The sequence below is a fragment of the Marinobacter xiaoshiensis genome (genome assembly GCF_031631795.1).
Classification (GTDB): Bacteria; Pseudomonadota; Gammaproteobacteria; order Pseudomonadales; family Oleiphilaceae; genus Marinobacter; species Marinobacter xiaoshiensis.
Map to the genome: position 1 here is coordinate 391,852 of NZ_JAVMBO010000003.1, position 23,751 is coordinate 415,602.

The window sequence follows — 23,751 nt, forward strand, 5'->3', positions numbered from 1 at the left end:
GGATTCGAATCAGGTCATTCAGGCAAACAAGCTCCTCGACGCCTTAATTCTAACAGAGGCTTGGGAGACGGGGGATTACAGACCGGAAATAGGCGCAACACCCTGCTCGGGCAATTATTGGCCCAGACAGCAACTTCTCGCTCAGAGGCTGAGCATAAGCTTGCCCACCGCAGTATGGAGCCTTATCTGGATTCGTCTACTCACTGTTTTAAAAGCACTTTTCCAACTTGGCACGGGCTTTGCTTACATCTGCTCGTCCACGGAACATCCAGGGACTTTTATTCATTCAAACGTCACGGAGCAGACTATGCCAACTCCTTGTTATATCTCTATCGAAGGCAAAACCCAGGGTAACATTACCGCTGGTGCATTCACTTCCGACTCTGTAGGCAACATCTACGTTGAAGGCCACGAAGACGAAGTGCTGGTTCAGGAATTCAGCCACGTTGTTACTGTTCCTACCGATCCCCAGTCCGGCCAGCCTTCCGGCCAGCGTGTACACAAGCCGTTCAAGTTTACATCCGCACTGAACAAATCCACACCGCTGATGTACAACGCACTGGCTTCTGGCGAAATGCTGCCAAAGGTTGAGCTCAAGTGGTACCGCACCTCGGTTGAAGGCAAGCAGGAGCACTTCTTCTCCACCATCCTGGAAGATGCCACCATTATCGACATCAACTGCACCATGCCCCACTGCCAGGACGCTGCCAGCGCTGACTTCACCCAGCTGGTTACCGTGTCCCTGTCCTACCGCAAGGTAACCTGGGAGCACGCAGTTGCCGGCACTTCCGGTGCAGACGACTGGCGTTCGCCAATCGAGGCTTAATAACCCTAGAAGGGGCCTCTCTGGAGGGGCCCCTTCTATATTTTCAAGGATGAAAATATGGATATTCATTTATCGTCCGAAGATATTGATAAAATCAGAGCGATAATGGAGGCATTCTACGGCCAATCTGTTGCTTCGGGTTTCACTGAAAGCAGCGTAACTGAAGAGACAGTCCGGGCGATTGCCCACATGCTTGTAGAAACGGTTGATTGCAGCAAGTGGATTGATGCTGTCCCTTCCCCGCAGGATCTGCTGCGGCCAACTCGTAGGATCACCAAATGGGCTTTACGCCTGATTCGCGAGGCAGGAAAACCTTTTCTGCAGAATGAAGTGAGGGTAAGCTGGATGTGCCGGAATGTCCGTTCTGGCCAGTTTAGAACCTCTATCGAAACGACTTTGAGATGAGATTTCTGCCATGCCAAGGATCGGTCTAATTATTGCTTTTTTGCTTCTGCTCCCGGGCTGCGCACCCCATTCGTCACTGATCATTCAACCGTCCAACGAGTTGTCTATAGAAGTACCAAGCGACATGTTTTCCTCCGTTAAGGTGAGGGATGGTGAGCTCCTTTTTCTGAAAAATAACCGGATCATCGGTTTCGTCAAATCAGATGAAATCCCCAACACAGCTAGCTCAGACACTGCAAGTGACGCATCTATAGCTCTATTTGAAAGCGCGGCTCAGGGATCTAGCAAACCAGCCTGGATAGAGTCTATTCCTGACGCTCAGGCATTTGGTGTAGTTCAAGGAGATTTTAGAACAATTTTCATCGTGCCTGATGGCTCTGCCCAATCTCTCATCACCTTCCAAGGGCCGACGGAAGGCTCAGATTCTGTTCGCATTAATGGCGTGAAGCTTTTCGAGTAAACTCATTCGCGGATCACCATTCCAAAGCTTGCTGGAATCAGTTTTCAGATAAGGCAAGGAAACCTGAAAAGATGAAGCTCATCAGCACAGTCATATTGTTACTACTTTTGTCGGGCTGCAGCTCGGTTCAGCTCGTATCATTTTCGCCGAGCCAGGATTACTCAGTGTCTGTGGGTTCTTCTTTATTCGATACAGTGCGTATTGACGCAAATGACATATCCCTGTTCAGTAAAGGAAAAGCCATTGGGTTCATCCGCATTGAACCTGTCCCCAAAGGCTCCGAGTCAGCGGAAGCTTTTCTGAACGAGCTTAAACTCAGCTCTGAATCAGCATCCACGAATACAACGCCATTGAATCTCCCATCTGGCTTCACGGGGTACGCAGCAAAAAATCGTAATTACGTTACCGGCTACCTATTCAGCGAAACGCACTCCGACTCAATTCTTATTTTCAGCTTCCCTGAAGGTGACTTCGACGAAATCGTCAAGACAGTCTCGGCCGGAATTTAATACGCCGCCTTCAGACAAACCGTCACCACTTATTTTTATTTGGTGACGGTTTGTCTGACTCGTCGCCGAGAATCCAGTAAATTGGCAGGTACCCTAACGAAACCGATTTACCAGATCATGAGGCGCGTAGCCCTTCCACTGACATGAAGCACCCAAAATCTCAAATGCGCCAGCTAGGCGAGCTGATGTGCAATGTTACAGAGCAGATTCTCTGGCAACCCGCTGCAAACCGGGTTCAGGCGCAAGCGCCCGGAAGCACTCTGGTGTGCCGGGTAGGCTCAGGCCAGGCGACCTATCACCGTTTTGACCCGCAGCCAAAGCAGCACCAGATCACTTACGGCCTTCGCATGATTCAGGCCAAGCATCATCCCGCCACAGCGAGCGGCTGGCTCTCCAGCCGGGAGATTCACCGGCGCGGATATTTCGGCGGCGAGCTGAACACGCTTAATCTGCTGGCACACACCTGCTGCCATGAGTTCGCCCACCTGCTGCAACACAGTGCGGGCCACAGGTTTCCTGGCTCGGTTCACAACCGGCACTTCTATAACATTCTTGATGGACTGCATGAAAATGGAGAGGCTGGTGTCGTACGGGAGGTATTAGCGGAGCACGCGGAACAGCTGGGCATTGATCTGTCTAAACAGCCTTTCGAAATGCCGGATCTCAAGAAGCAGAAGGCGGGCTGGAACATTGGGGAAGCGGTGGCCTTTGACCACGGCTTGCGGGAATTTCAGGGCGAGATTACGCGGGTTAACCGCAAAACCTGCACCGTCGACGGCACAGGCAGATTCAGCGGGCAGCGCTACCGAGTCCCCATGCCTATGCTACGCAGGGTGCGCTAACAACTCACGAATTTCCGGAACACAGGAGCCACAGTTGGTGCCGCACTTTAGAGTGCGCCCCAAGGCTTCCAGTGTCGCGTGCCCACGGCGGATGGCACTGGCAATCTGGCGGTCACCCACCTGAAAGCAGCTGCACACCAGGGCCCCGATTTCTTCCGTTTCCACAGACCGGCCCGCAAGCAAACACTGTCGCTGATCATCGCTCAAACGTTCAGCCGAAAAGCACTGATCCAACCACGCCAGGTCCGGCAAAAGATCCGCCTCACGATCAACCAAAAGAACAGCATCCAACCGGCCATCAACTACGTGCGCTGCCCGGAAGCGCCCTTGCGCCGCATCAGCCATGATCAGCTGTGGCTCTCCCCCCAGCCAACTCTGCGCATCACTGCCCCAGTCCATCGTCTGGTTACCGGCCAGCCACCAGCTCGTACTATGGGTCAGTGGCTGGCGGCACCAATAATCACAAAGTCCCGCCAGTGCCCCCAGCCCTCCTCCGGATTCGCGACGCATCAGCCGAGCCTGCCATCGGCTCGCAAGGCTAGATAGGCTGGCAATACCGTGCTTGCTTTCTGGCTGGCCAGAGATCGGATCGGTCACAGCAGCAATCAGATTTGTTGCAACACTTTGCGAGGCAAAACATCCGCTCCAGTGAATCGGTATGAAGACCTCTCCGGGGCGTTGATCCGCTGTCAGTCGAGCCCGACCAAGAAATGCCTCAGGCCCTGGCCCGGTGAGCTGGCACAAGGTCCCGTCAGTGATCCCATAGTGGAGCGCATCGTCCGGATGGATTTCAATGGAAGGTTCCTGGCGGTGCGTCAGAAGCCGGGAGACCAGTGCCGTGCGCGTCATGGAGTGCCATTGATCACGAATACGGCCGGTATTGACCACAAGTGGATAGCGTGAGGTTACGACTTGGCAGGGCAGCCCTGCAGAAATGGGCACCATTCGGGCGCGCCCGTTATCCGTGGCAAAGCGCCCGTCAGAAAACAGCCGGGGTGTGCCGGTTACATCACCCGCCGCACCCATGGACACAGGCCACTGCACAGGTTCCAGCTGGTTATACTGAGCATCTGTCAACTGGGCCAAAACGCCGATATCAAACACCTGACGCCCATCGCTAGCCTTGCAAGCAAGGGCGGAGAGCATCGCGTGCTCCCGAAAAATATCTGCCGGACGCTGATACTGAAAGGCCTGGGCGTGCCCAAGCTCCCGCGCAACCGACGTCAGTATCTGCCAGTCTGGGCGAGCTTCGGAAGTTAAAGGCAGAAAAGATCGCTGGCGCGAAATGCAGCGCTCCGAATTGGTCACGGTTCCGTCTTTTTCACCCCACCCAGCCGCCGGCAGTAATATATTGGCGAAGGCTGTGGTATCCGTATTCGCCATGCAGTCAGACACGATCACCGTCGGGCAAGCTGCCAAAGCCTCACAAACCCGCGCCGAATCCGGCAGGCTGACCGCAGGGTTGGTGCCCATAATCCAGAGCACCTTGATATCACCTCGATGCACTGCCTCAAAGAGCTCAACGGCTTTGAACCCGGGCGCCTCCGGAAGACGATCTGTACCCCAGAATCCGGCCAAACGCTCACGTGCTCCCGGGGTGTCGTATTCCATATGTGCGGCAAGGGTATTCGCCAGACCGCCTACCTCCCGGCCCCCCATGGCATTCGGTTGGCCGGTCAGGGAAAAAGGGCTGGCACCTGGCTTGCCAACACGGCCTGTGGCCAAATGGCAGTTGAAAATGGCGTTGCAATTGTCGGTACCGGCTGCCGACTGGTTAACCCCCTGGGAGAACGTTGTCACAGTGCGAGGTGTATCGGCATACCACCGATAGAACTGCTCAACCTCATGCCCGGCAAGATCACATTGGGCGGCAACTGAAGCCACCGAGGGTGCAACCTCCAGTGCGCAGGCAAGGGTTTCTTCAAAGCCACTGCAGTGCTTCGCAATATAGTCAGGATTTGTCGCCCCGTGTTGTGACAGCCACACAAGCAAGCCGTTGAAAAGAACCGTGTCTGTGCCCGGTTTCAGCTTGAGGTGAAGGTCTGCAAGGTCTGCCGTGGCGGTTCGCCGGGGGTCAATGACCACCACCCGGCGGCCCGCACGCTGTGATGCCTGCATACGCTGATAGAGCACAGGGTGGGCCCAGGCGGTGTTGCTGCCAGCCAGCACCAGAAGATCCGCGAGTTCCAGATCCTCGTAACAGCCGGGAACACAGTCCTCACCGAACGCCCGTTTGTGGGCTGCCACCGCTGATGACATACAAAGCCGCGAGTTGGTATCCACATGGGGTGTGCCAATAAACCCTTTGGCAAGTTTATTGGCAACATAATAGTCCTCTGTTAACAGCTGACCCGACAGGTACAGAGCCACAGACCCCGGGCCGTGCTGATCAACAGCATCGCGAATGGCACCGCACACTGCGGCAAGCGCCTCGGGCCAGCTTCGCTCCTCACCTTCAATTCGGGGTTTCAACAGCCTTCCGGCAGGTACCAGGGTGTCATGCAACGCTGAGCCTTTAACACACAGCTGGCCCTGATTGGCGGGGTGGCGTTTGTCGCCAGTCACTTCAGAAGGTGTCGCTGCCACACCACAACCCACACCACAGTATGGGCACGTGGTTTGAATGCTGTCAGCCGGTTTGATATTGGAATCCACGCTGCTACCTCTTCGCCTGTGTTTGATCACTGTTTGCTCAAAACCCAGATGCGAACTGCAATAACAAGGCCAGCGCAGCCCCACAAACCATGAACCTGGCCCCGAAACGCTGCGTACAGGGCCCGCGCGCCCATAACGTACCTGCGACAGACTCTCGCTTGGCACGTCTCCAACGATTCACAATGGTGCAAAACCACTCAATCCTGCACTAAAGCAAACCAGAAAAACCTTTCTAAAATTCCGCCTGAAACCTGACAAACAACACTAAAAAACTGTTTTTAAAGTATTTTTTATCACTGGCACAAGCTGTGCAATCTCCACCCTGAACATTCGAGACCACTCAGATTAAACGGGCATAGGTGCCTGCGTTCCGACAGCGGAGGGCAGGTATTTTTTTGTCTGAAAGAATGTCACGAGGTAGATAATTCATGAAAACATCACTGAACATGGTCGCAGGATCATTCAGCCGACTGGCTGGGCTGGCTGCTGCAGTCTCCCTTATGGCCAGTGCCGGCATGGCCCAGGCCGAGATTGGCCCACCAGAGAAGCCGGATTTGAAGCTCGGTTTCATCAAACTGACCGATATGGCGCCTCTGGCCATTGCCTGGGAGCAGGGCTTCTTTATGGACGAAGGCCTATTCGTTGAACTGGAAGCACAGGCCAACTGGAAGGTGCTGCTGAACAGAGTTATCACCGGCGAACTGGACGGCGCCCACATGCTGGCAGGCCAGCCACTGGGCGCTTCCATTGGCTATGGCACTCAGGCCAACATCATTACTGCGTTCAGCATGGACCTGAACGGCAACGCGATTACCGTTTCCAATAGTGTATGGGAGACCATGCGCCAGCACATTCCTGAGAAGGACGGAAAGCCGGTGCACCCGATCAGCGCAAGTGCCCTGAAACCGGCAGTAGAGCAATCCCGGGAGAAGGGCGAACGCTTTCGCATGGGCATGGTGTTCCCTGTTTCCACCCACAACTACGAGCTACGCTACTGGCTGGCGGCAGGTGGCCTGAACCCTGGCTACTACGCCCCTCAGAGCGGCGATACCAGCGGCACCCTTGATGCAGACGTGCACCTTTCTGTAACCCCGCCCCCACAAATGCCCGCCACTCTGGAAGCTGGCACCATTCAGGGCTATTGCGTGGGCGAGCCCTGGAACCAGCAAGCCGTGTTCAAGGGCATAGGCGTTCCGGTGATCACCGACTACGAGATCTGGCCCAACAACCCGGAGAAGGTATTCGGTGTCAGTCAGGCCTGGGCCGAAGAGAATCCCAATACCCACTTGCACCTGCTGCGCGCCCTGATTCGCGCCGCTTACTGGTTGGATGAAAACAACAACACCAACCGGGAAGAGGCCGTCGAGATCCTTGCTCGCCCGAGCTACGTGGGCGCAGATGCCGAAGTCATTGCCAACTCCATGACAGGCACTTTCGAATACGAAAAAGACGATGTCCGGGGCGTGCCAGATTTCAACGTCTTCTTCCGCCACTACGCCACCTACCCGTATCCGTCCGATGCCATCTGGTATCTCTCGCAGATGCGCCGCTGGGGCCAGATAGCCGAGGCCAAACCGGATGACTGGTATATGAAAACGGCCGCACAGGTTTACCGCGGAGACATCTACGCCAAAGCAGCCCAATCCCTGATCGACGATGGTTTGATGAAGGCTGAAGATTTCCCCGATTTCAGCCAGGAAAACTTCTCCCGCCCCCATCAGGGAGCGCTGATAGATGGTGTCGCCTTTACCCCGCGCCAACCCAATGCCTACATCAACAGTTTTGCCATTGGCCTGAAAGGCTCCGATACCCCTTAACGCGCCGTTCTCAGGAGAACCACATGAGCACACTAATGAACACAAGCTCCAGAATTCGACGTTTCGGTGGGCTGAAAGCACTGACAGATCGATTCACTGGCATGGAGCTGGCCCGAACCGGCAAGCAGCTGGTACTCCCGATGGTCGGCATTCTGGTCTTCCTCGGTTTCTGGCATCTGGCTGCACCCCAGGTGAACACCTCGTTGGGCTCCTTCCCTGGCCCGGTGCAAGTCTGGGAGCAGAGCGGACAGCTCTGGCAGGAGCACATCAATCAAAGGGAACGGGCGGACAAGTTCGTAATAATGCAGGAGGATCGAAATGCTCGAATTCTGGCTAAAAACCCAGACGCCGAAGTCAAGATCCGAAGCTACCCCGGTGCCCCGACGTTTGTGGACCAGATTGCCACCAGCTTGATCACCGTCATGACGGGTTTCCTTCTGGCAACGGCGATCGCCGTCCCACTGGGCATAGTGCTGGGTCTTAACCGGCACCTTCAAGCAGCGATCAACCCACTGATCCAGATATTCAAACCCGTTTCGCCACTAGCATGGCTACCTCTGGTCACCATGGTGGTATCGGCTACTTACGTCAGTGAAGACCCGATGTTCGAGAAGTCATTCCTCACCTCGATGATCACCGTCACCCTGTGCAGCCTTTGGCCCACCCTGATCAACACAGGCGTTGGCGTAGCTGCGGTGAATCCCGACCTGTTGAATGTCTCGCGGGTTCTGCGGTTGTCATTCTGGACCCACGTGATGAAGGTCGTTCTTCCATCCTCGATACCCATAATCTTCACCGGGCTTCGCGTCTCGCTCGGCATTGCCTGGATGGTGTTGATTGCTGCTGAGATGCTGGCGCAGAGCCCCGGGCTTGGCAAGTTTGTCTGGGATGAGTTCCAGAACGGTAGCAGCCAGTCCTTGAGCCGGATCATGGCGGCCGTGCTGGCCATCGGTTTTATCGGCTTTGTACTGGATCGCATCATGTTGACGCTTCAGAAGAAAATTGCGTGGAACGAGTAACGGAGAAACTTATGAGCAAGCCCCATTTGGAACTGACCGGCGTGGAAATGTCTTTTGATACACCCAAGGGCTCCTTTATTGCACTGGATAACATCAACCTGAAAATCAAAAAAGGTGAGTTTGTCTCCCTGATTGGCCATTCCGGCTGCGGTAAATCCACAGTCCTGAACATCGTCGCCGGCCTGCTGCAAGCTACCAAGGGCGGATGCATTCTGGATGGCCATGAGATCAACTCTCCCGGGCCAGAGCGGGCCGTGGTGTTCCAGAACCATGCTCTGATGCCCTGGTTGACGGTGTACGAGAACGTGGAATTGGCGGTGCAACAGGTATTCCGTAAGTCCATGACAAAACAGGAGCGTCAAAGCTGGATCCATCACAACCTGGAGTTGGTCAACATGGCCCACGCTGCCACCAAGCGGCCGGGGGAAATTTCAGGTGGCATGGCACAGAGGGTTGGCATCGCCCGGGCATTGGCAATGAAGCCCAGCGTGCTGCTGATGGATGAGCCTTTTGGCGCTCTGGATGCACTTACCCGGGCTCACCTGCAAGACTCCCTGATGGAAATCCAGCAAGAGCTGAACAACACGGTGATCATGATTACCCATGATGTGGACGAGGCCGTGTTGCTGTCTGACCGCATTATCATGATGACCAACGGCCCCGCTGCCGCCGTCGGGGAAGATCTTTATATCGATCTGGAAAGGCCCCGTAACCGGGTCACTCTGGCGGATGATCCCACCTACGTGCACTACCGGCAGGAGGTTCTGAAGTTTCTCTATGAGAAGCAACGCAAGCTGGAAAGCATCACCCCACGCCGGAATAATCAAACGACTGGCACAAACATGCACAAAGACACCGCTCCGGCGGCGAAGGCCTGAACAGGTCGCTTACTTCAACACATCAGCCATAGACACCAGTGCCCGAGCAACCTCGGGCAGCTTTTTACCCTGATCCATGGCCAGCTTTCGCAAAACCCGGTGAGCGTCATCGTTGTTGATTTTGCGGTGACGCATCAACAACAAGACCGCCTTTTCCTGAACTTTCCTCTCTTCCAGAGCGTCTTTGGCACTCTGCAAATCCTCGCTCATCTGTTGAAGCCGACGTGACTGCGCCTGCACCAGGTCAAAAATTGACCGTCCAGATTGTTGACCAATACCGTCGCTGTTCCAGACTTCGCCTGACTGGATCTGCCCACTGTTGTCTGGCTCACAGAGTACCAACATGGACGGCACAGAATTTTCTGGCTGCTCAAGTGCTGCAATCAGTACCTCATGATGTGCCAGTGAGTTCCGTGCGTCTGCATAGCGCTCGGCACAGCGCCCATGAAAACTGTTTTCCACCGATTCCTCTACCTTTTTGAGCTCATCCATACGCTCGCTCATTAGCGCAAACCAGTGATCAGCATGTTCCGGGTCCAGAGGTTTGTATCGACCAATGGCGCATCCGAACCGCCGCAGACGCTCCACTTCCTGTTCCCGCTCATGAGCAAGCAGGCTCTTCAGTAGCTGGCCGCTCTGCTCATCGGCAAACTCGACAAACACCTCAAAACACCGCCCCTGCGCTTCAACAAGGTGCGTCATGCGCCGGCTCAGTGCACTGTCAAAGCGTCCTGTGGAGAATCCGACGGAGCCTGCTGCGCGCTCTTGACCACAGAACTCTTTGCCCTTCATCAGATGCACCATAGCCACCAGCAAACGCGCAAGCGAGGGATCTACGGCAGTATCCGCCGCTTCGAAAACCACGGTAATCAGCCGCTGGATAAGCGTGCTGTAGGACTCGGTTGTCTCTGGCACCGACAGTGCCCGGGCTTTCACCCGCACGCGTAGCGCTGTCAGGCTCTCCAGCCCATGAAGGGCACTGGCAATATGAGCCAGCAAGTGGCTGCTGACAGGGTGTGTCGTCAACTCTTCATGGATCTCAGCCAGTGCCCGCTTGAAAACGGTATACAAACACTCCGATTCAGCGACCATGGTTTTTCTCTCCAGGCCAAACTTTTCACCACCCGATCCCAGAAAAATGGAGGACGCTCCGCGTTCCCGCTGCAGCCCGTGCACGAGATTGCTGATGCTCTGCACCAACTTCCCCATCTGCAAAAAATACTGGAGGTTCATAAGCTCGCACCGTCGCGATGCGATCAGGTACGCCTCAGCCGAGGGCTGGACAAGGTTGTGTCGACGCTTGCTGATATCCATTTCAAAACTCCGGGTGTAGTCACATTGCTGCATCACTGGAAACCGGAGCAATTACCGCGCCAGCAAAAACGCATCAAAGTCGTGCAGCCTGCTCCTGCAAGGTGCAAAAAAACCGGATACCCAAGCTCCACACTTATCAAGGAAACATCAAAACATTGATTTTAAAGGTTTTTTCAATTTGGCACGAACATCGCTTTATACAATTCAAGGACGATTGTTACGGCCAAGGATTCGGCCGAGCTTCCAGAAAACTATTGATGGCATTGGCGCCGGATCATCGATTCCCCGAGGGGACGAGATGCTCCGGCTTTTTTGGTTTTAAGCGGGGCATAGGTGCAAAGATGATCCGGAAAATGGAACCGACATTGATCGTCTGTGGCCACGGAATGGTGGCTCAACGATTCCTTGAAGAGTTGGTGAGCAAAGCCTCAATCCCCTATCGGAATATCATTGTGTTCAACGGCGAAACCTATGCGGCATACAACCGGGTTCAGCTTTCTACCCTGCTCAGCGGAGACACCCAAGAGGATAGCCTGCCCTTGAAACCAGACGCCTGGTTTGCTCATCACGGCATTCAGGTTCATCACGGTGAAGCAGTCGAGGCTATCGCTCCGGATGAGCACAGGGTGAAGACAAGCTCAGGTCGTGTTTACAGCTATAGCAAACTGATTATTGCAACCGGAGCCAGCCCCGCCCGCCTGGGTATTCCCGGCGAAGAACTGGGCGGCGTCATGAATTTTCGCGATCTTAACCACACTCGCACCCTGATTGAGCTTAGCAAAAGCCGGAAGCGGGCCATCGTGGTTGGCGGCGGATTTCTCGGGCTTGAGGCTGCCGAAGGTCTGCTGCGCCGGGGCATGGATGTCACCGTTTTGCACCGAAGCTGTCATCTCCTTAACCGGCAGCTGGACCCGGACAGTGGCAAGCTTCTGTCTGACGCCCTGACCGAACGCGGCATGCATATTCTGACGTCCACATCCCCCACCCGGATACTGGGGCAAGAACGTGTTCTTGCCATTCAACTGAACGACCAGACTCTGATCAGCACAGATCTCGTTGTCATCGCTACCGGCATCAAGCCCAACCGTGAACTGGCACAAAACGCCGGGCTGGCCTGCGGGCGCGGCATACAGGTCAATGCTCAGCTACAAACCAGCGCTGCAGACATTTTCGCCATTGGCGAGTGCTGCGAGTTCAACGGCGAAACCTATGGGCTTGTGGAGCCGGGTTACCAGCACGCAAAAACCTTGGCATGCGTACTGGCAGGAACAACCAGAAGCGCGACATACCATCCTTCTGAAATCGCCACCAGGCTCAAGATCGGCGGCATACCCGTTTTTTCCTGTGGCAAGCAGGCACCCGATGAGCATACCGAATCCCTGATCTGGCAAGACATCACAACCGGCGGATACAACCACCTGCTGGTTCGCGATAACCGGCTGGTTGGCGCCATTCTGATGGGCAACACAAGCCAGGGCCCGTGGTACCAGGAGCTGATCAACAACAACACTAACATCCAACCATTCCGGGCTCAGTTGCCCTTTGGCAAACCCTATTGCGAAGCAGCGGCCTGAAGCGCTGCCCATGAAGAGAGGAAAAACCATGAGCAAGAAAACCCTGATCGTGATTGGCAACGGCATGGTTGGCCATCACTTTATCGAGCAATTTGTCGCCAGCTCTGCGGCATCGGACTATGACATTCTGGTTTTCGGCGAAGAGAAGCAATTGGCCTACGACCGGGTTCACCTGTCTGAGTACTTCGCAGGCTCTACCCATGCTGATCTCGCCATGGGCACGGAGAACTGGTACGCCGAGCAAGGTATTGAGTTGCATTTAAATGAACCGGTCACCGCCCTGAACCGGGATCAGCGTACCTTGGTCACACCGAAAGGCGAATACCACTATGACGAACTGGTGCTGGCCACTGGCTCCTTCCCGTTCGTGCCGCCGATTGAAGGCCGCGAGCACCCCCACTGTTTTGTATACCGAACCCTGGACGATCTCGACGCCATTCGCGCCAGCGCCAAAGAGGGCAAATCCGGCGTCGTAGTAGGCGGTGGCCTGCTTGGTCTGGAGGCCGCCAATGCGCTAAGAAGTCTCGGCCTGCAGGCCCATGTGGTGGAATTCGCCCCCCGCCTGATGCCGGTGCAGTTGGATGCCGACGGCGGTGCGCTGTTGCGCCACAAAATTAAAGAGCTGGGTGTTCAGGTTCACACCGAGAAAGCCACCACCGCCATCGTTGCGGGCGAGAACGCGCGGCTGCGCATGAACTTCAGCGATGACAGCCATCTGGAGACCGATCTGATCGTATTTTCCGCCGGTATTCGTCCGCAAGACGCGCTCGCGCGAGCCAGTGACCTGGACGTGGGCGAGCGTGGCGGCATCGTCGTGAACGACCAGTGCACCACCTCCGATCCGCATATCCATGCCATTGGCGAGTGCGCGCTCTGGAACCAGAGGATTTTTGGTTTGGTCGCGCCCGGCTATACCATGGCCCGCACCCTGTCATCCGTGCTGAACGGCGACTCTGACGCTGCCTTTACCGGTGCCGATATGAGCACCAAGCTGAAATTGCTGGGCGTGGATGTTGGCTCCATCGGTGATGCCCAGGGCCAGACGCCCGGCGCCCGGCGCCCGCAACATACGCTTTAACGACGAACAAACAGGCCACTACCGCCGCATGGTTGTCAGCGAAGACGGTAAAACACTGCTGGGTGCCATTCTGGTAGGCGATAACAGCTACTACGATACTCTGCTGCAGTACGCACTGAATGGCATAGCACTACCCGATAATCCGGAAGCCCTGATCCTGCCGGTGAGCCAGGGCGGTGCGCCGGCGCTGGGCCCCGACGCGCTTCCGGAATCCGCTTCCATCTGTTCCTGCCACAACGTCACCAAGGGCGACATTTGCTGTGCCATTGATGCTGGCAGCAGCGATCTTGCCGGCGTCAAAGCCGAGACCAAGGCCAGTACCGGTTGCGGTGGCTGTACCGCATTGCTCAAGAGCGTCGTAGACAACGAGCTGGAAAAACGCGGCGTGGCAGTCAGCAAGGACCTGTGTGAGCACTTCCCCTACAGCCGACAAGACTTGTTCCACCTGGTGAAGGTGAACGGCATCCGCAGCTTCCGCACCCTGATCAGCCAGCACGGCAAGGGCCATGGCTGTGACATTTGCAAGCCGGTCGTCGGCTCCATTCTGGCCACCTGCTGGAATGAGCATATTCTGACCACCGATAATGTGCCTCTGCAGGACACCAACGACACCTTCATGGCCAACATGCAGAAAAACGGCACCTATTCCATTGTGCCGCGCATTCCTGGCGGGGAGATCACGCCCGATAAGCTGATCGTGCTGGGCGAGGTGGCCAAAGAGTACGACCTGTATACCAAGATAACCGGCGGCCAACGGGTTGACCTGTTTGGCGCCACGCTCAGTGAGTTGCCGGAGATCTGGGAGAAGCTCATTGCAGCTGGTTTCGAGACTGGCCATGCCTACGGAAAATCGCTACGCACGGTGAAATCCTGTGTTGGCAGCACCTGGTGCCGCTATGGCGTGCAGGACAGCGTGGGCATGGCGATCCTTCTGGAGAATCGCTACAAGGGCCTGCGGGCACCGCACAAGGTGAAGATGGCGGTATCTGGCTGCACCCGTGAGTGTGCCGAAGCGCAGAGTAAGGATTTCGGGGTGATCGCCACCGAGAACGGCTGGAATCTCTATGTTTGCGGTAATGGCGGCATGCGTCCGCGCCATGCTGATTTGTTTGCCACCGATCTGTCTGATGATGAGCTGATCCGCACCATTGACCGGGTGGTGATGTTCTATGTGCGCACGGCCGACCGGCTGCAGCGCACGAGTGTGTGGATGGAGAACCTGGAGGGCGGTCTGGAGTATCTGAAGCAGGTGGTTCTTGAGGACAGTCTGGGCATCTGTGCTGAGCTCGAAGAGCATATGAACGGCATTGTAGATACCTATCAGTGTGAGTGGAAAACGGCTGTGGAGGATCCCGGGAAGCGTAAGCGGTTTCGGGAGTTTGTGAACTTGCCAGAGCAGAGGGATCCGGTGCAGCAGTGGACTACTGAGCGGGGGCAGAGGCGGCCTGTTTTGGAGTCTGTTTAGCCTGGTTGTTTAGGTGGGGGCGCGCGGCGGAAAGGCACCCCATACCACCACGCTCTCGGTCCACCTGGATATCGAAAAGCCAAAAACATAAATTCAAGGAGAATACAGATGAGAACTCGTACTTGTTGGAACACGGTTTGTACTGTTGATGATCTGGTGCCGGAATCCGGAATTGCGGTCTGGACGAACGAGGGGCCGGTGGCGGTGTTTTATTTGCCGCATCGGCTGCCGGCGCTCTTTGCCATCAGCCATGCAGATCCATTCAGCGGCGCTAATGTTCTGGCGCGAGGTATCACGGGGGATCTTGGGGGTGAGCCGATCGTCGCATCGCCGTTGTACAAACAACACTTTAATCTGAAAACCGGTGCCTGTTTGGAGGATGAGTCGGTTAGGGTCAAAACCTACTCGGTGCTTCTCGATGGAAATCGGATTCTTTTGGAAACAAGGGATACACATCAGGAGGCTGTGGCAGCCTAACCTTGAATCACTCGCGGGCAACCTGATGTAAGATCAGTGAAACAATCATAAAAAGGGATCCTGCCCGTGAAGCCTCTCAGCCCTACAGACCAGCTTTTTCTCTGGCTGGAAAAGCGCCAGCAACCCATGCATGTGGGCGGGCTGCAGATTTTTTCGTTTCCGGAGGATGCGCCTGACGATTATGTCGCAAGGCTTGCGGAACAACTTCGAAAAGATACGGAAGTAACAGCGCCTTTCAACCTGCGGCTGGACAGCCGCTTGGCACAACCTGTGTGGGTGCACGACGAACACCTGGATCTGGAGCACCACTTCCGCTTCGAAGCCTTGCCTACACCCGGCCGCATACGTGAGTTGCTTGCGTTTGTTTCCGCCGAGCACTCCCATCTTATGGATCGGGAGCGGCCCTTGTGGGAGTTCCACCTTATTGAAGGGCTTGGCGACCGGCAGTTTGCGGTTTACGTGAAGGTGCACCACTCCCTTGTGGATGGCATTTCTGCTATGCGCATGACTCAGAAAATGCTCTCTACAGATCCCTCAAAACGCAACATGCCGCCGGTTTGGGATATGTCTGTACGGCAGGGGCGAGGCGGGGACAGAAGCAGCCCCTCTCTCTGGCAGAGTATCAGCCATTTACTGGGGGAATCGGGGAAGCAGCTTGGAACGGTGCCAACCGTCGCACGGGAGTTACTGCGTTCGGTGAATCAGGCTCGCAAGGACCCTGTCTACAATTCCATGTTCCATGCTCCGCGCAGCATCCTTAATCGCAAGATTACCGGCTCCCGCCGATTCGCAGCTCAGTCGTACTGCCTGAAACGCATAAAAGCCGTTTGCCATGCGAACGATGCCACTGTGAACGATGTGGTCACCGCCATGTGCGCCAGTGCGTTACGCACCTATTTGATGAATCTGGATGCGCTGCCGGAAAAGCCATTGATTGCGATGGTTCCGGTTTCTTTGCGCAAGTACCAGAAGCCAGGGGAGGATCAAGCGGAAGGCAATCAGGTGGGTGTTATTCTGGCCAATCTGCATACGGACGAACACCACGCAGGTGAACGGCTGAAGAAGATTCATCAGGGCATGCAGGAAGCAAAGGATCGCTACGCTCACATGTCGCCTGAAGAAATTCTGAACTATACCGCGCTTACCTTGGCGCCGGCGGGGTTTCACCTGCTTACCGGTATGGCTCCGAAGTGGCAAACGTTCAATGTGGTGATTTCAAACGTTCCTGGGCCGAAAGAGACCTCTTACTGGAACGGCGCCAAACTGGAGGGCATGTACCCTGTGTCGATCGCTATGGATCGCCTGGCACTGAATATGACTGTGACCAGCTACAACGATCAGGTGGAGTTTGGTTTGGTCGGCTGCCGCCGCACCTTACCAAGCCTCCAGCGGATGTTGGACTATCTGGAGGACGGTTTGGTGGAGCTGGAGCAGGATATGGCTAGTTGAATTTCACTTCGCGGTTACGCTCTGAGATCTGTTCGTTCAACGTCCAGAAGTCGTAGAGAATTCCAATCAGGAAGAGGCCGCCGGTCAGCAGGTAGATGATGCCTGTGATCCATTTCCCCATGTACATTCGGTGCAGGCCAAATACGCCGGTGAAGGTAAGTAGTAGCCAGCCGATGTTGTAGTCGACTTCGCCTTCTCTAAACCTGCTGTCTGCCTGTTCGTCCATGGAGGGGATCAGGAAGAAGTCGATTATCCAGCCGATCAGAAAGAATCCGAACGTAAAGAACCAGATGGTTCCGGTGATGGGTTTGCCGTAATAAAAGCGGTGTGCGCCCAGAAATCCGAAGATCCAGAGTAGGTATCCAAACAGTTTGCTGTGTGTATCTGGGCGGTTGATCATTGCTACTCCGGGGGGCGGTTGTTTGTGACTTTTATATGGGGTTGAGGAGTTGGTTCTGCAAGGTCTTTGACTTGGGTGCTGGGCCGGAGGGTGGCGCATATTCTCCTTGGGAAAAATAACTCGCTTCGCTCAGACATCTTTTTCCTGGCGGAGAATATGCGCCACCCTCCGTCCTTCGACTCTTGCGATACCTCCAAATACTTTAGACGTTGGTCATGGCCCTAATTCCGGTGCGGGGTCGGGGCCGCCTTCTCGGAATTCGCTGGCGGATTTTCCGGTCCATTTTTTGAAGGCTCGGCTGAAGTTGGAGAGGTCAGCGTAGCCCAGTTCGTAGGCGATTTCGCTTACGGATTGGTTGGTGTAGCGCAAGAGCTGGATGGCGCGGTCTTTGAGTACTGATTCCACGATTTCACGGTAGCTGGTTTCGCGGTCCGCCAGCCGGCGTTTCAAGGTGCGGGAGGAAACGCAGAAGCGTTCTGCCATAACCTCCAGGGAGGGCAGTGGCCCGGGGGTCAGGCGCAACAGGTTGCGTACGGCGAGGGCCAGGTCGCCCTGTTCTTTCAGTGCTTTTTGCAATTCGAACTCACACTCGTCGCTGGCCATACGAGACGCTTCTGCATCGGCCAGTCTCATGCGCACGTCCAGCAGTGCTTTCGGGAGCACCAGTAGTTCGTCTGGCTGGTTATACTCGAATTTTACTGGTAACTGGTCTACAAACTGGCGGTAGTATGCCGGCTCAGGGCCCTTCAGGCGCACACTGACGCCGGGCAGTTTGCCGTCGCTTGTGGAGAATCCGCGGTTTTCCGCATCGCTGCGGTCGAGTAGTTGTTCGGTGAGCATCACCAGTGTTGTGCAAACGGTTTCTACCAGAAACGGTGCAAGGCCGGGCACGTCGAATTCTGTGCATAGTTTCACCAGCACGCTGTCTTCGGTTTCTGCCTGGCTCATGCTCAGAAACGGAGCCCGTAGCTGCAGATAACGGCGAACCGAATCAAGGGCTCCGGCAAGGGTAGGGCTGGTTAGCGCGGCAAATCCAAGGGTGCCATGAATAGTTACCCGCAGCTCCCGGGCCAGCACAAAGCTCAGTCCGTCTTTGCCCGCCAGCTTCACGGCGCGCTCGGCCATAACGATGGCATCGGTCACAAACACTCGGCTGTTGTTGGCTTTCAGGTCTTCGGAGCTGAAGTTCAGGCCTTCGTAGAGCAGGCGCTCGTTATGGCCGAGCTGCTTTACGGTCTGAGCCAACAGCCGCATATAAACGCCTGGCACCAGGAATAGTCCCAGCATCTGCCGTTCTTTTTCCGGCCCGGAGATCGCCATAGGTTGCCCTTGTTTGCCTGAGTGAGTACTTCTTAAAGACTCTAGCAGAAGCCCGCAGCCATGGCAGTGGGGCCGGTTGCACCTGATCTACCGTCGCGTTGGTCAACCTTTCTGCCTCTTTGTCCCATTTTGAATGGTGACCGGCCTGCTTTCGCATTCATCCCGACAGTCGACTCCGACACACTGAAGCCATGTCATCAGCCAATGTGAGGAGTAGACCCATGCTGAGTACAAAAGCCGTCGAGCAGCAGGCCACAGCAGCCAATCGGGCTTCAAAGACGCCGGATAACGTCAATATCAAGGCCCAGCGCATGGGCTTCGAGTTTGATGAGCAGGTGCCCCAGTACTGGTTGGAGGACAGCCCTTTTCTGAGCCACATGATGAACGCACTTTCGGTGCTCTTTCCTCAGGGCGAGCAGTTTTTTGTGGATTCTGTGCGTGCCTATCGGGATCAGATTAACGATCCCAAACTGAAAGCCGAAGTGCGGGGTTTTATCGGCCAGGAAGCCATGCATTCTCTGGAGCACATGGCCATGAACCAGCATGTTCGGGACCAGGGCATGCCGGTTGAGGAGTTGGAAAAGCACCTGAAAGTTGTTCTGGATGCAGCCAAAATGCTGCCGAAGCGTCACCAACTTGCCATTACCTGTGCGCTGGAACACATGACAGCCATGATGGCGGATATGCTTCTGGAGCGCGACGATGTGCGCGAGCGCATGCACGACACCATGCGCCCGCTCTGGGCATGGCATGCCATTGAGGAAACTGAGCACAAGGCGGTTGCCTACGATGTGTTTCAGGAAGTGGGCGGCACCTACGCCGAGCGAACCTTTTACCTTGTGTTCAGCACGGCCGCTCTGGGTGTGATGGCTTCTTATTTCACGGGCCGTATGGTGTTGAGCGACACCAAAGGCTTTTCGATCGCCGATACTGGTCGTGGCTTGTGGCGCATGTGGGGTAAGAACGGTACTTTCTCAAGCCTGATCCCCACATGGTTCAGTTACTTCAAACCGGGGTATCACCCTTGGGATCATGACAACAGTGAGCTGATCGCGCGATTCAAAGCGGAGATTCAATCTTACATCGCACCTCAATACCAGAACGGAAACCGTAAAACCCTGCAGTAATTCCAGCGCACAACCAGGCAAGCCAGCAATACAACGCTGGCCTGCCTAGTTAGCCGCAGTACCACTTTGTTCGTTAACTGCAATGCCTTTGGCTTCCACAATACCCTTGCGCCACAACCGCCATTCGCCGGGCTGGTAAATATCCCATTCTTCATCGCTGGTCAGCGGTTCAGTCACGATTACGCTTACAATATCGTTCGGCGTGGTTTCAGATTCAAAATCCACAATCACATCCGCATCTTTCAACCTTGCCGGGCCAAACGGGGCGCGGCGAGTAATGCTGGCCATTTTGGTGGTGCAGTAGGTGAACAGCCAATCGCCGTTGCTCAGCAAAAGGTTGAAAACGCCCTGTCCTGCAAACGTCTTCGAGAGTTCCACCAGATGCTGTGTAGTTACCTCGGCCGAATCATTCCTGTCGCAATGGCTGCGCAGATGGTTGAGGATTTCGCAGAACAACGCCTCGCTATCGGTGCCGCCAACCGGCTCGTAAAACCCCGGCGATGACTGGAATTCAGACAGCTGGCCGTTATGGGCAAACACCCAATAACGGCCCCAGAGTTCGCGCATGAACGGGTGGGTATTGGCCAGGCAGATTTCACCCACATTGGCCTGACGAATATGGCAAATCGCCACTTCGCTTTTGATCGGGTGGGTCTGAACCACTTCAGCAAGCCGGGAGTTGGCGCTGGCATCTACATCGTGGAAGGCCCGTACACCCTTGCCCTCATAAAAAGCCACGCCCCAGCCATCCTTGTGGGGGCCGGTGTCGCCGCCCCTGCGAGTCAGGCCAGTGAAGCTGAAGCAAAGGTCAGTGGGTGTGTTGGCGCTCATGGCCAGTAGTTCGCACATAAAAAATGCGGCTCCTTGCGGTGTCGGAATAACAACCGTAAGAATACCGCACTTGGGCAGGCAAGCCAGCGGCCCTATTGCCCACTTCAGGAAATTTCAGCTCAGGGTGTTCAAACAATCAGCTTATTGCGAGTAAAGCGCTCCACCAAAGGCTGATAAGCCGACCCCAGTAACCGGTTAATGGCATCTATACCCCATGCATCCGGCCCGACAAGAATGCGGGATTCATTTTTGAGAATGCCTTTTACAATGATTTCTGCAGCTTTTTCCGGCGTGGTCATGGCAATCTTGTCGAACGACTTGCGCAACTCCGCCGCGCTGTCGAGCCTGCTCATGCGTGCAGAGTTGGCGATGTTGGTACGAATGCCGCCCGGATGCACACAGCTTACCGCCACCGGCAGCTTCTCCATTTTCATTTCCTGGCGCAGGGATTCTGTAAAGCCACGAACCGCAAACTTGGCCGCGTTGTAAGCACTTTGCGTGGGCACGCCAATCAGGCCAAACACACTGGATATATTCACCACATGGCCATCGCCAGAGGCAATCAGGTGCGGCAAAAAGGCACGGGTGCCATGGGCAACGCCCCAGAAGTCGATATCCATGATCCACGCAAAGTCTTCGTCAGACATTTCTCTCACCGTGGCAGAGAGCGCAACGCCTGCGTTATTGATGATCACATTAACCTGGCCGAAATCCTGCACCACCTCCGCTGCATGGGCGTATATCGCATCCTTGTCGCCAACATCCAGCTTGTATGTTTTGACCTCGGAACCCGACACTGCAGCTGCGGTTTCCGCGAGGCCTTCTTCGTTAACGTCCGACAGCGCCAGCCTGCAGCCCCGCACTGCCAGGGCTTTCGCCAGAGCTCGACCGATGCCAGAACCTGCACCGGTCACTACCACCACTTTGTTTTTCAGATCTTTCATGGGCTTTGCACTCTTGTTGTGTGTTGTGCTGCTTATAGAAGATACTCTATCAACTGCCTATGAACAGCCTATGGCCTTGAACTTCTGCGTTGCACGACGCGCGGGCCACTCGGATTCAGCCCGGGCTTTTGGGTACAATCCACCTTCCGGGAGTTCAATCTCGCGGATTTCTTTAACCCTGAACCTGCGGACTTTCTGTATGGAATGGAGTCTTACGCATTTTTGGCTGATTCTGGCCCTTGCACTGGGCCTGGCTGAGTTAGCTTATGGCATATTTCTGCTGCTGGCGCTGGCTATAGCCGCTGCTCTCACCGCCACACTGGCCTACGTCGGCATGTCGTTTGAGTGGCAGCTGGCTGGCATGGGCGTATTTTCGGGCCTGCTGGTACCCATTATGATTCGCTGGATTCGCCCGCGCTTCTCCCCAAAAGGCGTGGCCTACGGAACCACAGGTACCGGTGTGGAGAAAGGCGTGCGCTATCGCACCCTCAAGCGGGATTTTGATGGTGCTACCGGCATCAAGATCAACGGCGATTTTTATCGCCTGAGGGACGACAATACCGGCGCCACCGATTTCCCGGAAGGAACCGAGGTTATTTTCAGACAATTTGATGGCACAACTGCCATCGTTCACTCAGCCACACACAAGGAACAATAAGTATGGAAGCGTTTATTACACCAGGGCTGATCATCAGCCTGATTGTTGTCGCTATCGGCGTCTTTGTCATCGCAAAAGGATTGGTGATTATCCGGCAGTCAGAAGTGATGGTTATTGAGCGTCTGGGCTCTTTCAATCGCGTTCTGGAAAGTGGTGTGAACATCATTATTCCCTTTGTCGAACGACCCCGCCCCATCACCATGATCCGCTACATGCGCATGGGCGAGGAATACCACCCGATGATGTCTGACGAAACCCGCATCGACCGCCGGGAAACGGTCATGGACTTCCCGGGCCAGCCAGTAGTAACCACCGATAACGTGACTGTGAAGATCAATGGCGCGCTCTATTACCAGATCATCGACCCCCGCCGTGCGGTATACGAAGTGGCCAACATGAGCCAGGCGGTAGAAGTATTGGCTAAAACCACCCTGCGCTCAGTCGTGGGCAAAATGGAACTGGACAAGCTGTTCGAATCCCGCGCTGAAGTGAACAACGCCATTCAGGCCGAAATGGAAGAAGCGGCGTCAAAGTGGGGCGTAAAGCTGACCCGGGTGGAAGTTCAGGACATCAGTATGCCGGAAGAAGTTGAAGAGGCCATGCGCCTGCAGATGGCCGCCGAGCGTAAACGCCGGGCCACGGTGACCGAGGCCGAGGGTGAAAAATCTGCAGCCATTGCCAAGGCTCAGGGCCAACGTGAATCTGCCATTCTTAACGCTCAGGGTGATAAAGAATCGGCCATTTTGCGAGCCCAGGGTGAGCAGGAATCCATCCGCCTGGTACTGAGTGCCATGGGCGATACAGAAGAAAACAAGCAAACCGTTATCGGCTACCTGCTGGGGCAAAGCTACATCAAGGTGCTTCCGAACATGGCAAAAGACGGCGAGCGGGTATTTGTACCTTACGAGTCTTCTGCTCTGCTAGGTTCTATGGGTATGTTCCGGGAGCTGGCCGGAAGCCCGGAAGACGCAGTTCGCCAGTCACTGCAACGTGATGGCCTACGCGGCGGAATAGTGGGTAGCGCAAGCAACTCCTGAATTGTTGCAAGCGTGAAGCAAACACAACCTGCTGGGCCCTATCCCAGCAGGTTGTCCAAAGGCTCTTCATAGCTTGGCGCAAACACCTCCATAAAGTAGTTCACCTCCGGCAACCCTTCTTCCTCAAGCCTTTGCCTGATCTGCCTCTCAGCTGGCTCAAACTCGCGGTTCCCCGCACGAACTTCCGCTTGGCATTTTAACCAGGCTGACAAACGATCTGCCGCCTTGATCAGTTCGCGATCCCCTTCTGGCAATTGAGACTCCTGAAGATAAGGCGCAAAGTCTTCGCGCAAATCCTCTGGTAACAACGCCAGTAGCTCCGATTCTGCCTTATGCTCAATATCGCCAAAGGCCTCTCGCATAACCTTGGAGTGATACTTCACCGGGGTGGGCATATCGCCGGTAATAACCTCAGTTGCATCATGATAAAGCGCGGCTGCAGCAATCTTGTCGGCATTTACCTGCCCGCCAAAGTGCCGGTTGCGGATCATGGCCAAGGCGTGGGCCAGGGTGGCCACTTCCCAGGAGTGGGTTGCTACGTTTTCTTCTATGGCGTTACGCATCAACCCCCAACGCTTGATCCAGCGCAAACGGGAAACGTAGGCAAAGAAATGACTGCTAGCCTTGGGCACGCGTTGTGTTCCTTTTAAATGCGGTTGTGTGTTG

Annotated in this window: 21 protein-coding genes and 1 pseudogene; 15 read left to right on the forward strand and 7 right to left on the reverse strand. The window is 55.4% G+C overall.

Features of this window, described 5'->3' with window-relative positions:
- Window positions 1–307 precede the first annotated feature (307 nt).
- From RKA07_RS01780 to RKA07_RS01800, 5 genes are all read left to right on the forward strand, one after another.
- A complete protein-coding gene (locus RKA07_RS01780) occupies window positions 308–826 on the forward strand; it encodes an Hcp family type VI secretion system effector (protein WP_200201456.1) in 519 nt (172 codons plus the stop codon).
- Between the two features lie 57 nt (window positions 827–883).
- Window positions 884–1,231 (forward strand): hypothetical protein, encoded by a 348-nt coding sequence (locus RKA07_RS01785; RefSeq protein ID WP_200370625.1) that lies wholly within the window; start codon window positions 884–886, stop codon window positions 1,229–1,231.
- Between the two features lie 10 nt (window positions 1,232–1,241).
- Window positions 1,242–1,691, forward strand: a complete 450-nt coding sequence (locus tag RKA07_RS01790) for a hypothetical protein (RefSeq protein WP_200370627.1) — start codon at window positions 1,242–1,244, stop codon at window positions 1,689–1,691.
- 71 nt (window positions 1,692–1,762) lie between these two features.
- Complete coding sequence (locus RKA07_RS01795; RefSeq protein ID WP_310965387.1) at window positions 1,763–2,200, forward strand: hypothetical protein; 438 nt, start codon at window positions 1,763–1,765, stop codon at window positions 2,198–2,200.
- A gap of 185 nt (window positions 2,201–2,385) precedes the next feature.
- Complete coding sequence (locus tag RKA07_RS01800) at window positions 2,386–3,042, forward strand: hypothetical protein (RefSeq protein ID WP_310965388.1); 657 nt, start codon at window positions 2,386–2,388, stop codon at window positions 3,040–3,042.
- Here the strand turns inward: RKA07_RS01800 and RKA07_RS01805 are convergent.
- Window positions 3,025–5,697 carry a nitrate reductase gene (locus RKA07_RS01805; protein ID WP_310965389.1) on the reverse strand — a complete coding sequence of 891 codons (2,673 nt, stop codon included), beginning with the start codon at window positions 5,695–5,697 and terminating at the stop codon, window positions 3,025–3,027. The two genes, RKA07_RS01800 and RKA07_RS01805, sit on opposite strands and share 18 nt — an antisense overlap.
- Before the next feature lie 500 nt (window positions 5,698–6,197).
- On the opposite strand from RKA07_RS01805, the gene RKA07_RS01810 reads away from it, so the two are divergent.
- Genes RKA07_RS01810 through RKA07_RS01820 form a run of 3 tightly spaced genes read left to right on the forward strand, consistent with a single transcriptional unit; the run spans window position 6,198 to window position 9,411 of the window.
- The gene (locus RKA07_RS01810; RefSeq protein ID WP_310965538.1) at window positions 6,198–7,514 is read left to right on the forward strand and encodes a CmpA/NrtA family ABC transporter substrate-binding protein; all 1,317 of its coding nucleotides are present in this window, start codon (window positions 6,198–6,200) and stop codon (window positions 7,512–7,514) included.
- Window positions 7,515–7,537: 23 nt separating this feature from the next.
- Window positions 7,538–8,533: an ABC transporter permease gene (locus RKA07_RS01815; protein ID WP_310965390.1), complete on the forward strand. Its 996-nt coding sequence runs from the start codon at window positions 7,538–7,540 to the stop codon at window positions 8,531–8,533.
- Window positions 8,534–8,544: 11 nt separating this feature from the next.
- Window positions 8,545–9,411 carry an ABC transporter ATP-binding protein gene (locus RKA07_RS01820; protein ID WP_310965391.1) on the forward strand — a complete coding sequence of 289 codons (867 nt, stop codon included), beginning with the start codon at window positions 8,545–8,547 and terminating at the stop codon, window positions 9,409–9,411.
- A 9-nt stretch (window positions 9,412–9,420) separates the two neighbouring features.
- Here RKA07_RS01820 and RKA07_RS01825 read toward each other — a convergent pair whose 3' ends face one another.
- Window positions 9,421–10,725 (reverse strand): nitrate- and nitrite sensing domain-containing protein, encoded by a 1,305-nt coding sequence (locus tag RKA07_RS01825; protein ID WP_310965392.1) that lies wholly within the window; start codon window positions 10,723–10,725, stop codon window positions 9,421–9,423.
- Between the two features lie 353 nt (window positions 10,726–11,078).
- Here RKA07_RS01825 and RKA07_RS01830 point away from each other — a divergent pair, with 353 nt between their 5' ends.
- The 4 genes and pseudogenes from RKA07_RS01830 (at window position 11,079) to RKA07_RS01845 (ending at window position 16,768) form a co-directional block, all read left to right on the forward strand.
- Window positions 11,079–12,299, forward strand: coding sequence for an NAD(P)/FAD-dependent oxidoreductase (locus RKA07_RS01830; protein WP_310965393.1), 1,221 nt, complete (start codon window positions 11,079–11,081; stop codon window positions 12,297–12,299).
- A gap of 10 nt (window positions 12,300–12,309) precedes the next feature.
- Window positions 12,310–14,842, forward strand: a pseudogene (gene nirB / locus RKA07_RS01835) (nitrite reductase large subunit NirB).
- 108 nt (window positions 14,843–14,950) lie between these two features.
- Window positions 14,951–15,319, forward strand: coding sequence for a nitrite reductase small subunit NirD (gene nirD, locus RKA07_RS01840; protein WP_200370642.1), 369 nt, complete (start codon window positions 14,951–14,953; stop codon window positions 15,317–15,319).
- 66 nt (window positions 15,320–15,385) lie between these two features.
- The gene (locus tag RKA07_RS01845; RefSeq protein WP_310965394.1) at window positions 15,386–16,768 is read left to right on the forward strand and encodes a WS/DGAT/MGAT family O-acyltransferase; all 1,383 of its coding nucleotides are present in this window, start codon (window positions 15,386–15,388) and stop codon (window positions 16,766–16,768) included.
- On the opposite strand, the gene RKA07_RS01850 is transcribed toward RKA07_RS01845, so the two are convergent.
- Window positions 16,761–17,168 (reverse strand): NINE protein, encoded by a 408-nt coding sequence (locus RKA07_RS01850; RefSeq protein ID WP_200370646.1) that lies wholly within the window; start codon window positions 17,166–17,168, stop codon window positions 16,761–16,763. The two genes, RKA07_RS01845 and RKA07_RS01850, sit on opposite strands and share 8 nt — an antisense overlap.
- Before the next feature lie 213 nt (window positions 17,169–17,381).
- Window positions 17,382–18,488: an AraC family transcriptional regulator gene (locus RKA07_RS01855; RefSeq protein ID WP_310965395.1), complete on the reverse strand. Its 1,107-nt coding sequence runs from the start codon at window positions 18,486–18,488 to the stop codon at window positions 17,382–17,384.
- Between the two features lie 221 nt (window positions 18,489–18,709).
- On the opposite strand from RKA07_RS01855, the gene RKA07_RS01860 reads away from it, so the two are divergent.
- Window positions 18,710–19,615, forward strand: coding sequence for a metal-dependent hydrolase (locus tag RKA07_RS01860; RefSeq protein ID WP_200201463.1), 906 nt, complete (start codon window positions 18,710–18,712; stop codon window positions 19,613–19,615).
- A 45-nt stretch (window positions 19,616–19,660) separates the two neighbouring features.
- On the opposite strand, the gene RKA07_RS01865 is transcribed toward RKA07_RS01860, so the two are convergent.
- Together RKA07_RS01865 and RKA07_RS01870 are read right to left on the reverse strand one after the other, a co-directional pair.
- Window positions 19,661–20,464: a class II glutamine amidotransferase gene (locus RKA07_RS01865; RefSeq protein WP_200201464.1), complete on the reverse strand. Its 804-nt coding sequence runs from the start codon at window positions 20,462–20,464 to the stop codon at window positions 19,661–19,663.
- A 110-nt stretch (window positions 20,465–20,574) separates the two neighbouring features.
- Entirely contained in the window at window positions 20,575–21,390 is an 816-nt protein-coding gene (locus tag RKA07_RS01870) for an SDR family NAD(P)-dependent oxidoreductase (RefSeq protein WP_200201465.1), read from the reverse strand.
- 199 nt (window positions 21,391–21,589) lie between these two features.
- Between RKA07_RS01870 and RKA07_RS01875 the strand changes: the two genes are divergently transcribed.
- Together RKA07_RS01875 and RKA07_RS01880 are read left to right on the forward strand one after the other, a co-directional pair.
- Window positions 21,590–22,048 (forward strand): NfeD family protein, encoded by a 459-nt coding sequence (locus RKA07_RS01875; protein ID WP_200201466.1) that lies wholly within the window; start codon window positions 21,590–21,592, stop codon window positions 22,046–22,048.
- Window positions 22,049–22,050: 2 nt separating this feature from the next.
- The gene (locus tag RKA07_RS01880; RefSeq protein WP_200201467.1) at window positions 22,051–23,085 is read left to right on the forward strand and encodes an SPFH domain-containing protein; all 1,035 of its coding nucleotides are present in this window, start codon (window positions 22,051–22,053) and stop codon (window positions 23,083–23,085) included.
- Window positions 23,086–23,123: 38 nt separating this feature from the next.
- Here the strand turns inward: RKA07_RS01880 and yfbR are convergent, their stop codons facing one another.
- The gene (gene yfbR / locus RKA07_RS01885) at window positions 23,124–23,717 is read right to left on the reverse strand and encodes a 5'-deoxynucleotidase (protein WP_200201468.1); all 594 of its coding nucleotides are present in this window, start codon (window positions 23,715–23,717) and stop codon (window positions 23,124–23,126) included.
- Window positions 23,718–23,751: the final 34 nt, after the last annotated feature.

Coding starts and splice junctions, on each gene's coding strand:
- RKA07_RS01780 (WP_200201456.1), top strand. CDS start 308: ATGCCAACTCCTTGTTATATCTCTATCGAAGGCAAAACCCAGGGTAAC.
- RKA07_RS01785 (WP_200370625.1), top strand. CDS start 884: ATGGATATTCATTTATCGTCCGAAGATATTGATAAAATCAGAGCGATA.
- RKA07_RS01790 (WP_200370627.1), top strand. CDS start 1,242: ATGCCAAGGATCGGTCTAATTATTGCTTTTTTGCTTCTGCTCCCGGGC.
- RKA07_RS01795 (WP_310965387.1), top strand. CDS start 1,763: ATGAAGCTCATCAGCACAGTCATATTGTTACTACTTTTGTCGGGCTGC.
- RKA07_RS01800 (WP_310965388.1), top strand. CDS start 2,386: ATGTGCAATGTTACAGAGCAGATTCTCTGGCAACCCGCTGCAAACCGG.
- RKA07_RS01810 (WP_310965538.1), top strand. CDS start 6,198: ATGGCCAGTGCCGGCATGGCCCAGGCCGAGATTGGCCCACCAGAGAAG.
- RKA07_RS01815 (WP_310965390.1), top strand. CDS start 7,538: ATGAGCACACTAATGAACACAAGCTCCAGAATTCGACGTTTCGGTGGG.
- RKA07_RS01820 (WP_310965391.1), top strand. CDS start 8,545: ATGAGCAAGCCCCATTTGGAACTGACCGGCGTGGAAATGTCTTTTGAT.
- RKA07_RS01825 (WP_310965392.1), bottom strand. CDS start 10,725: ATGGATATCAGCAAGCGTCGACACAACCTTGTCCAGCCCTCGGCTGAG.
- RKA07_RS01830 (WP_310965393.1), top strand. CDS start 11,079: ATGGAACCGACATTGATCGTCTGTGGCCACGGAATGGTGGCTCAACGA.
- nirD (WP_200370642.1), top strand. CDS start 14,951: ATGAGAACTCGTACTTGTTGGAACACGGTTTGTACTGTTGATGATCTG.
- RKA07_RS01850 (WP_200370646.1), bottom strand. CDS start 17,168: ATGATCAACCGCCCAGATACACACAGCAAACTGTTTGGATACCTACTC.
- RKA07_RS01855 (WP_310965395.1), bottom strand. CDS start 18,488: ATGGCGATCTCCGGGCCGGAAAAAGAACGGCAGATGCTGGGACTATTC.
- RKA07_RS01860 (WP_200201463.1), top strand. CDS start 18,710: ATGCTGAGTACAAAAGCCGTCGAGCAGCAGGCCACAGCAGCCAATCGG.
- RKA07_RS01865 (WP_200201464.1), bottom strand. CDS start 20,464: ATGTGCGAACTACTGGCCATGAGCGCCAACACACCCACTGACCTTTGC.
- RKA07_RS01870 (WP_200201465.1), bottom strand. CDS start 21,390: ATGAAAGATCTGAAAAACAAAGTGGTGGTAGTGACCGGTGCAGGTTCT.
- RKA07_RS01875 (WP_200201466.1), top strand. CDS start 21,590: ATGGAATGGAGTCTTACGCATTTTTGGCTGATTCTGGCCCTTGCACTG.
- RKA07_RS01880 (WP_200201467.1), top strand. CDS start 22,051: ATGGAAGCGTTTATTACACCAGGGCTGATCATCAGCCTGATTGTTGTC.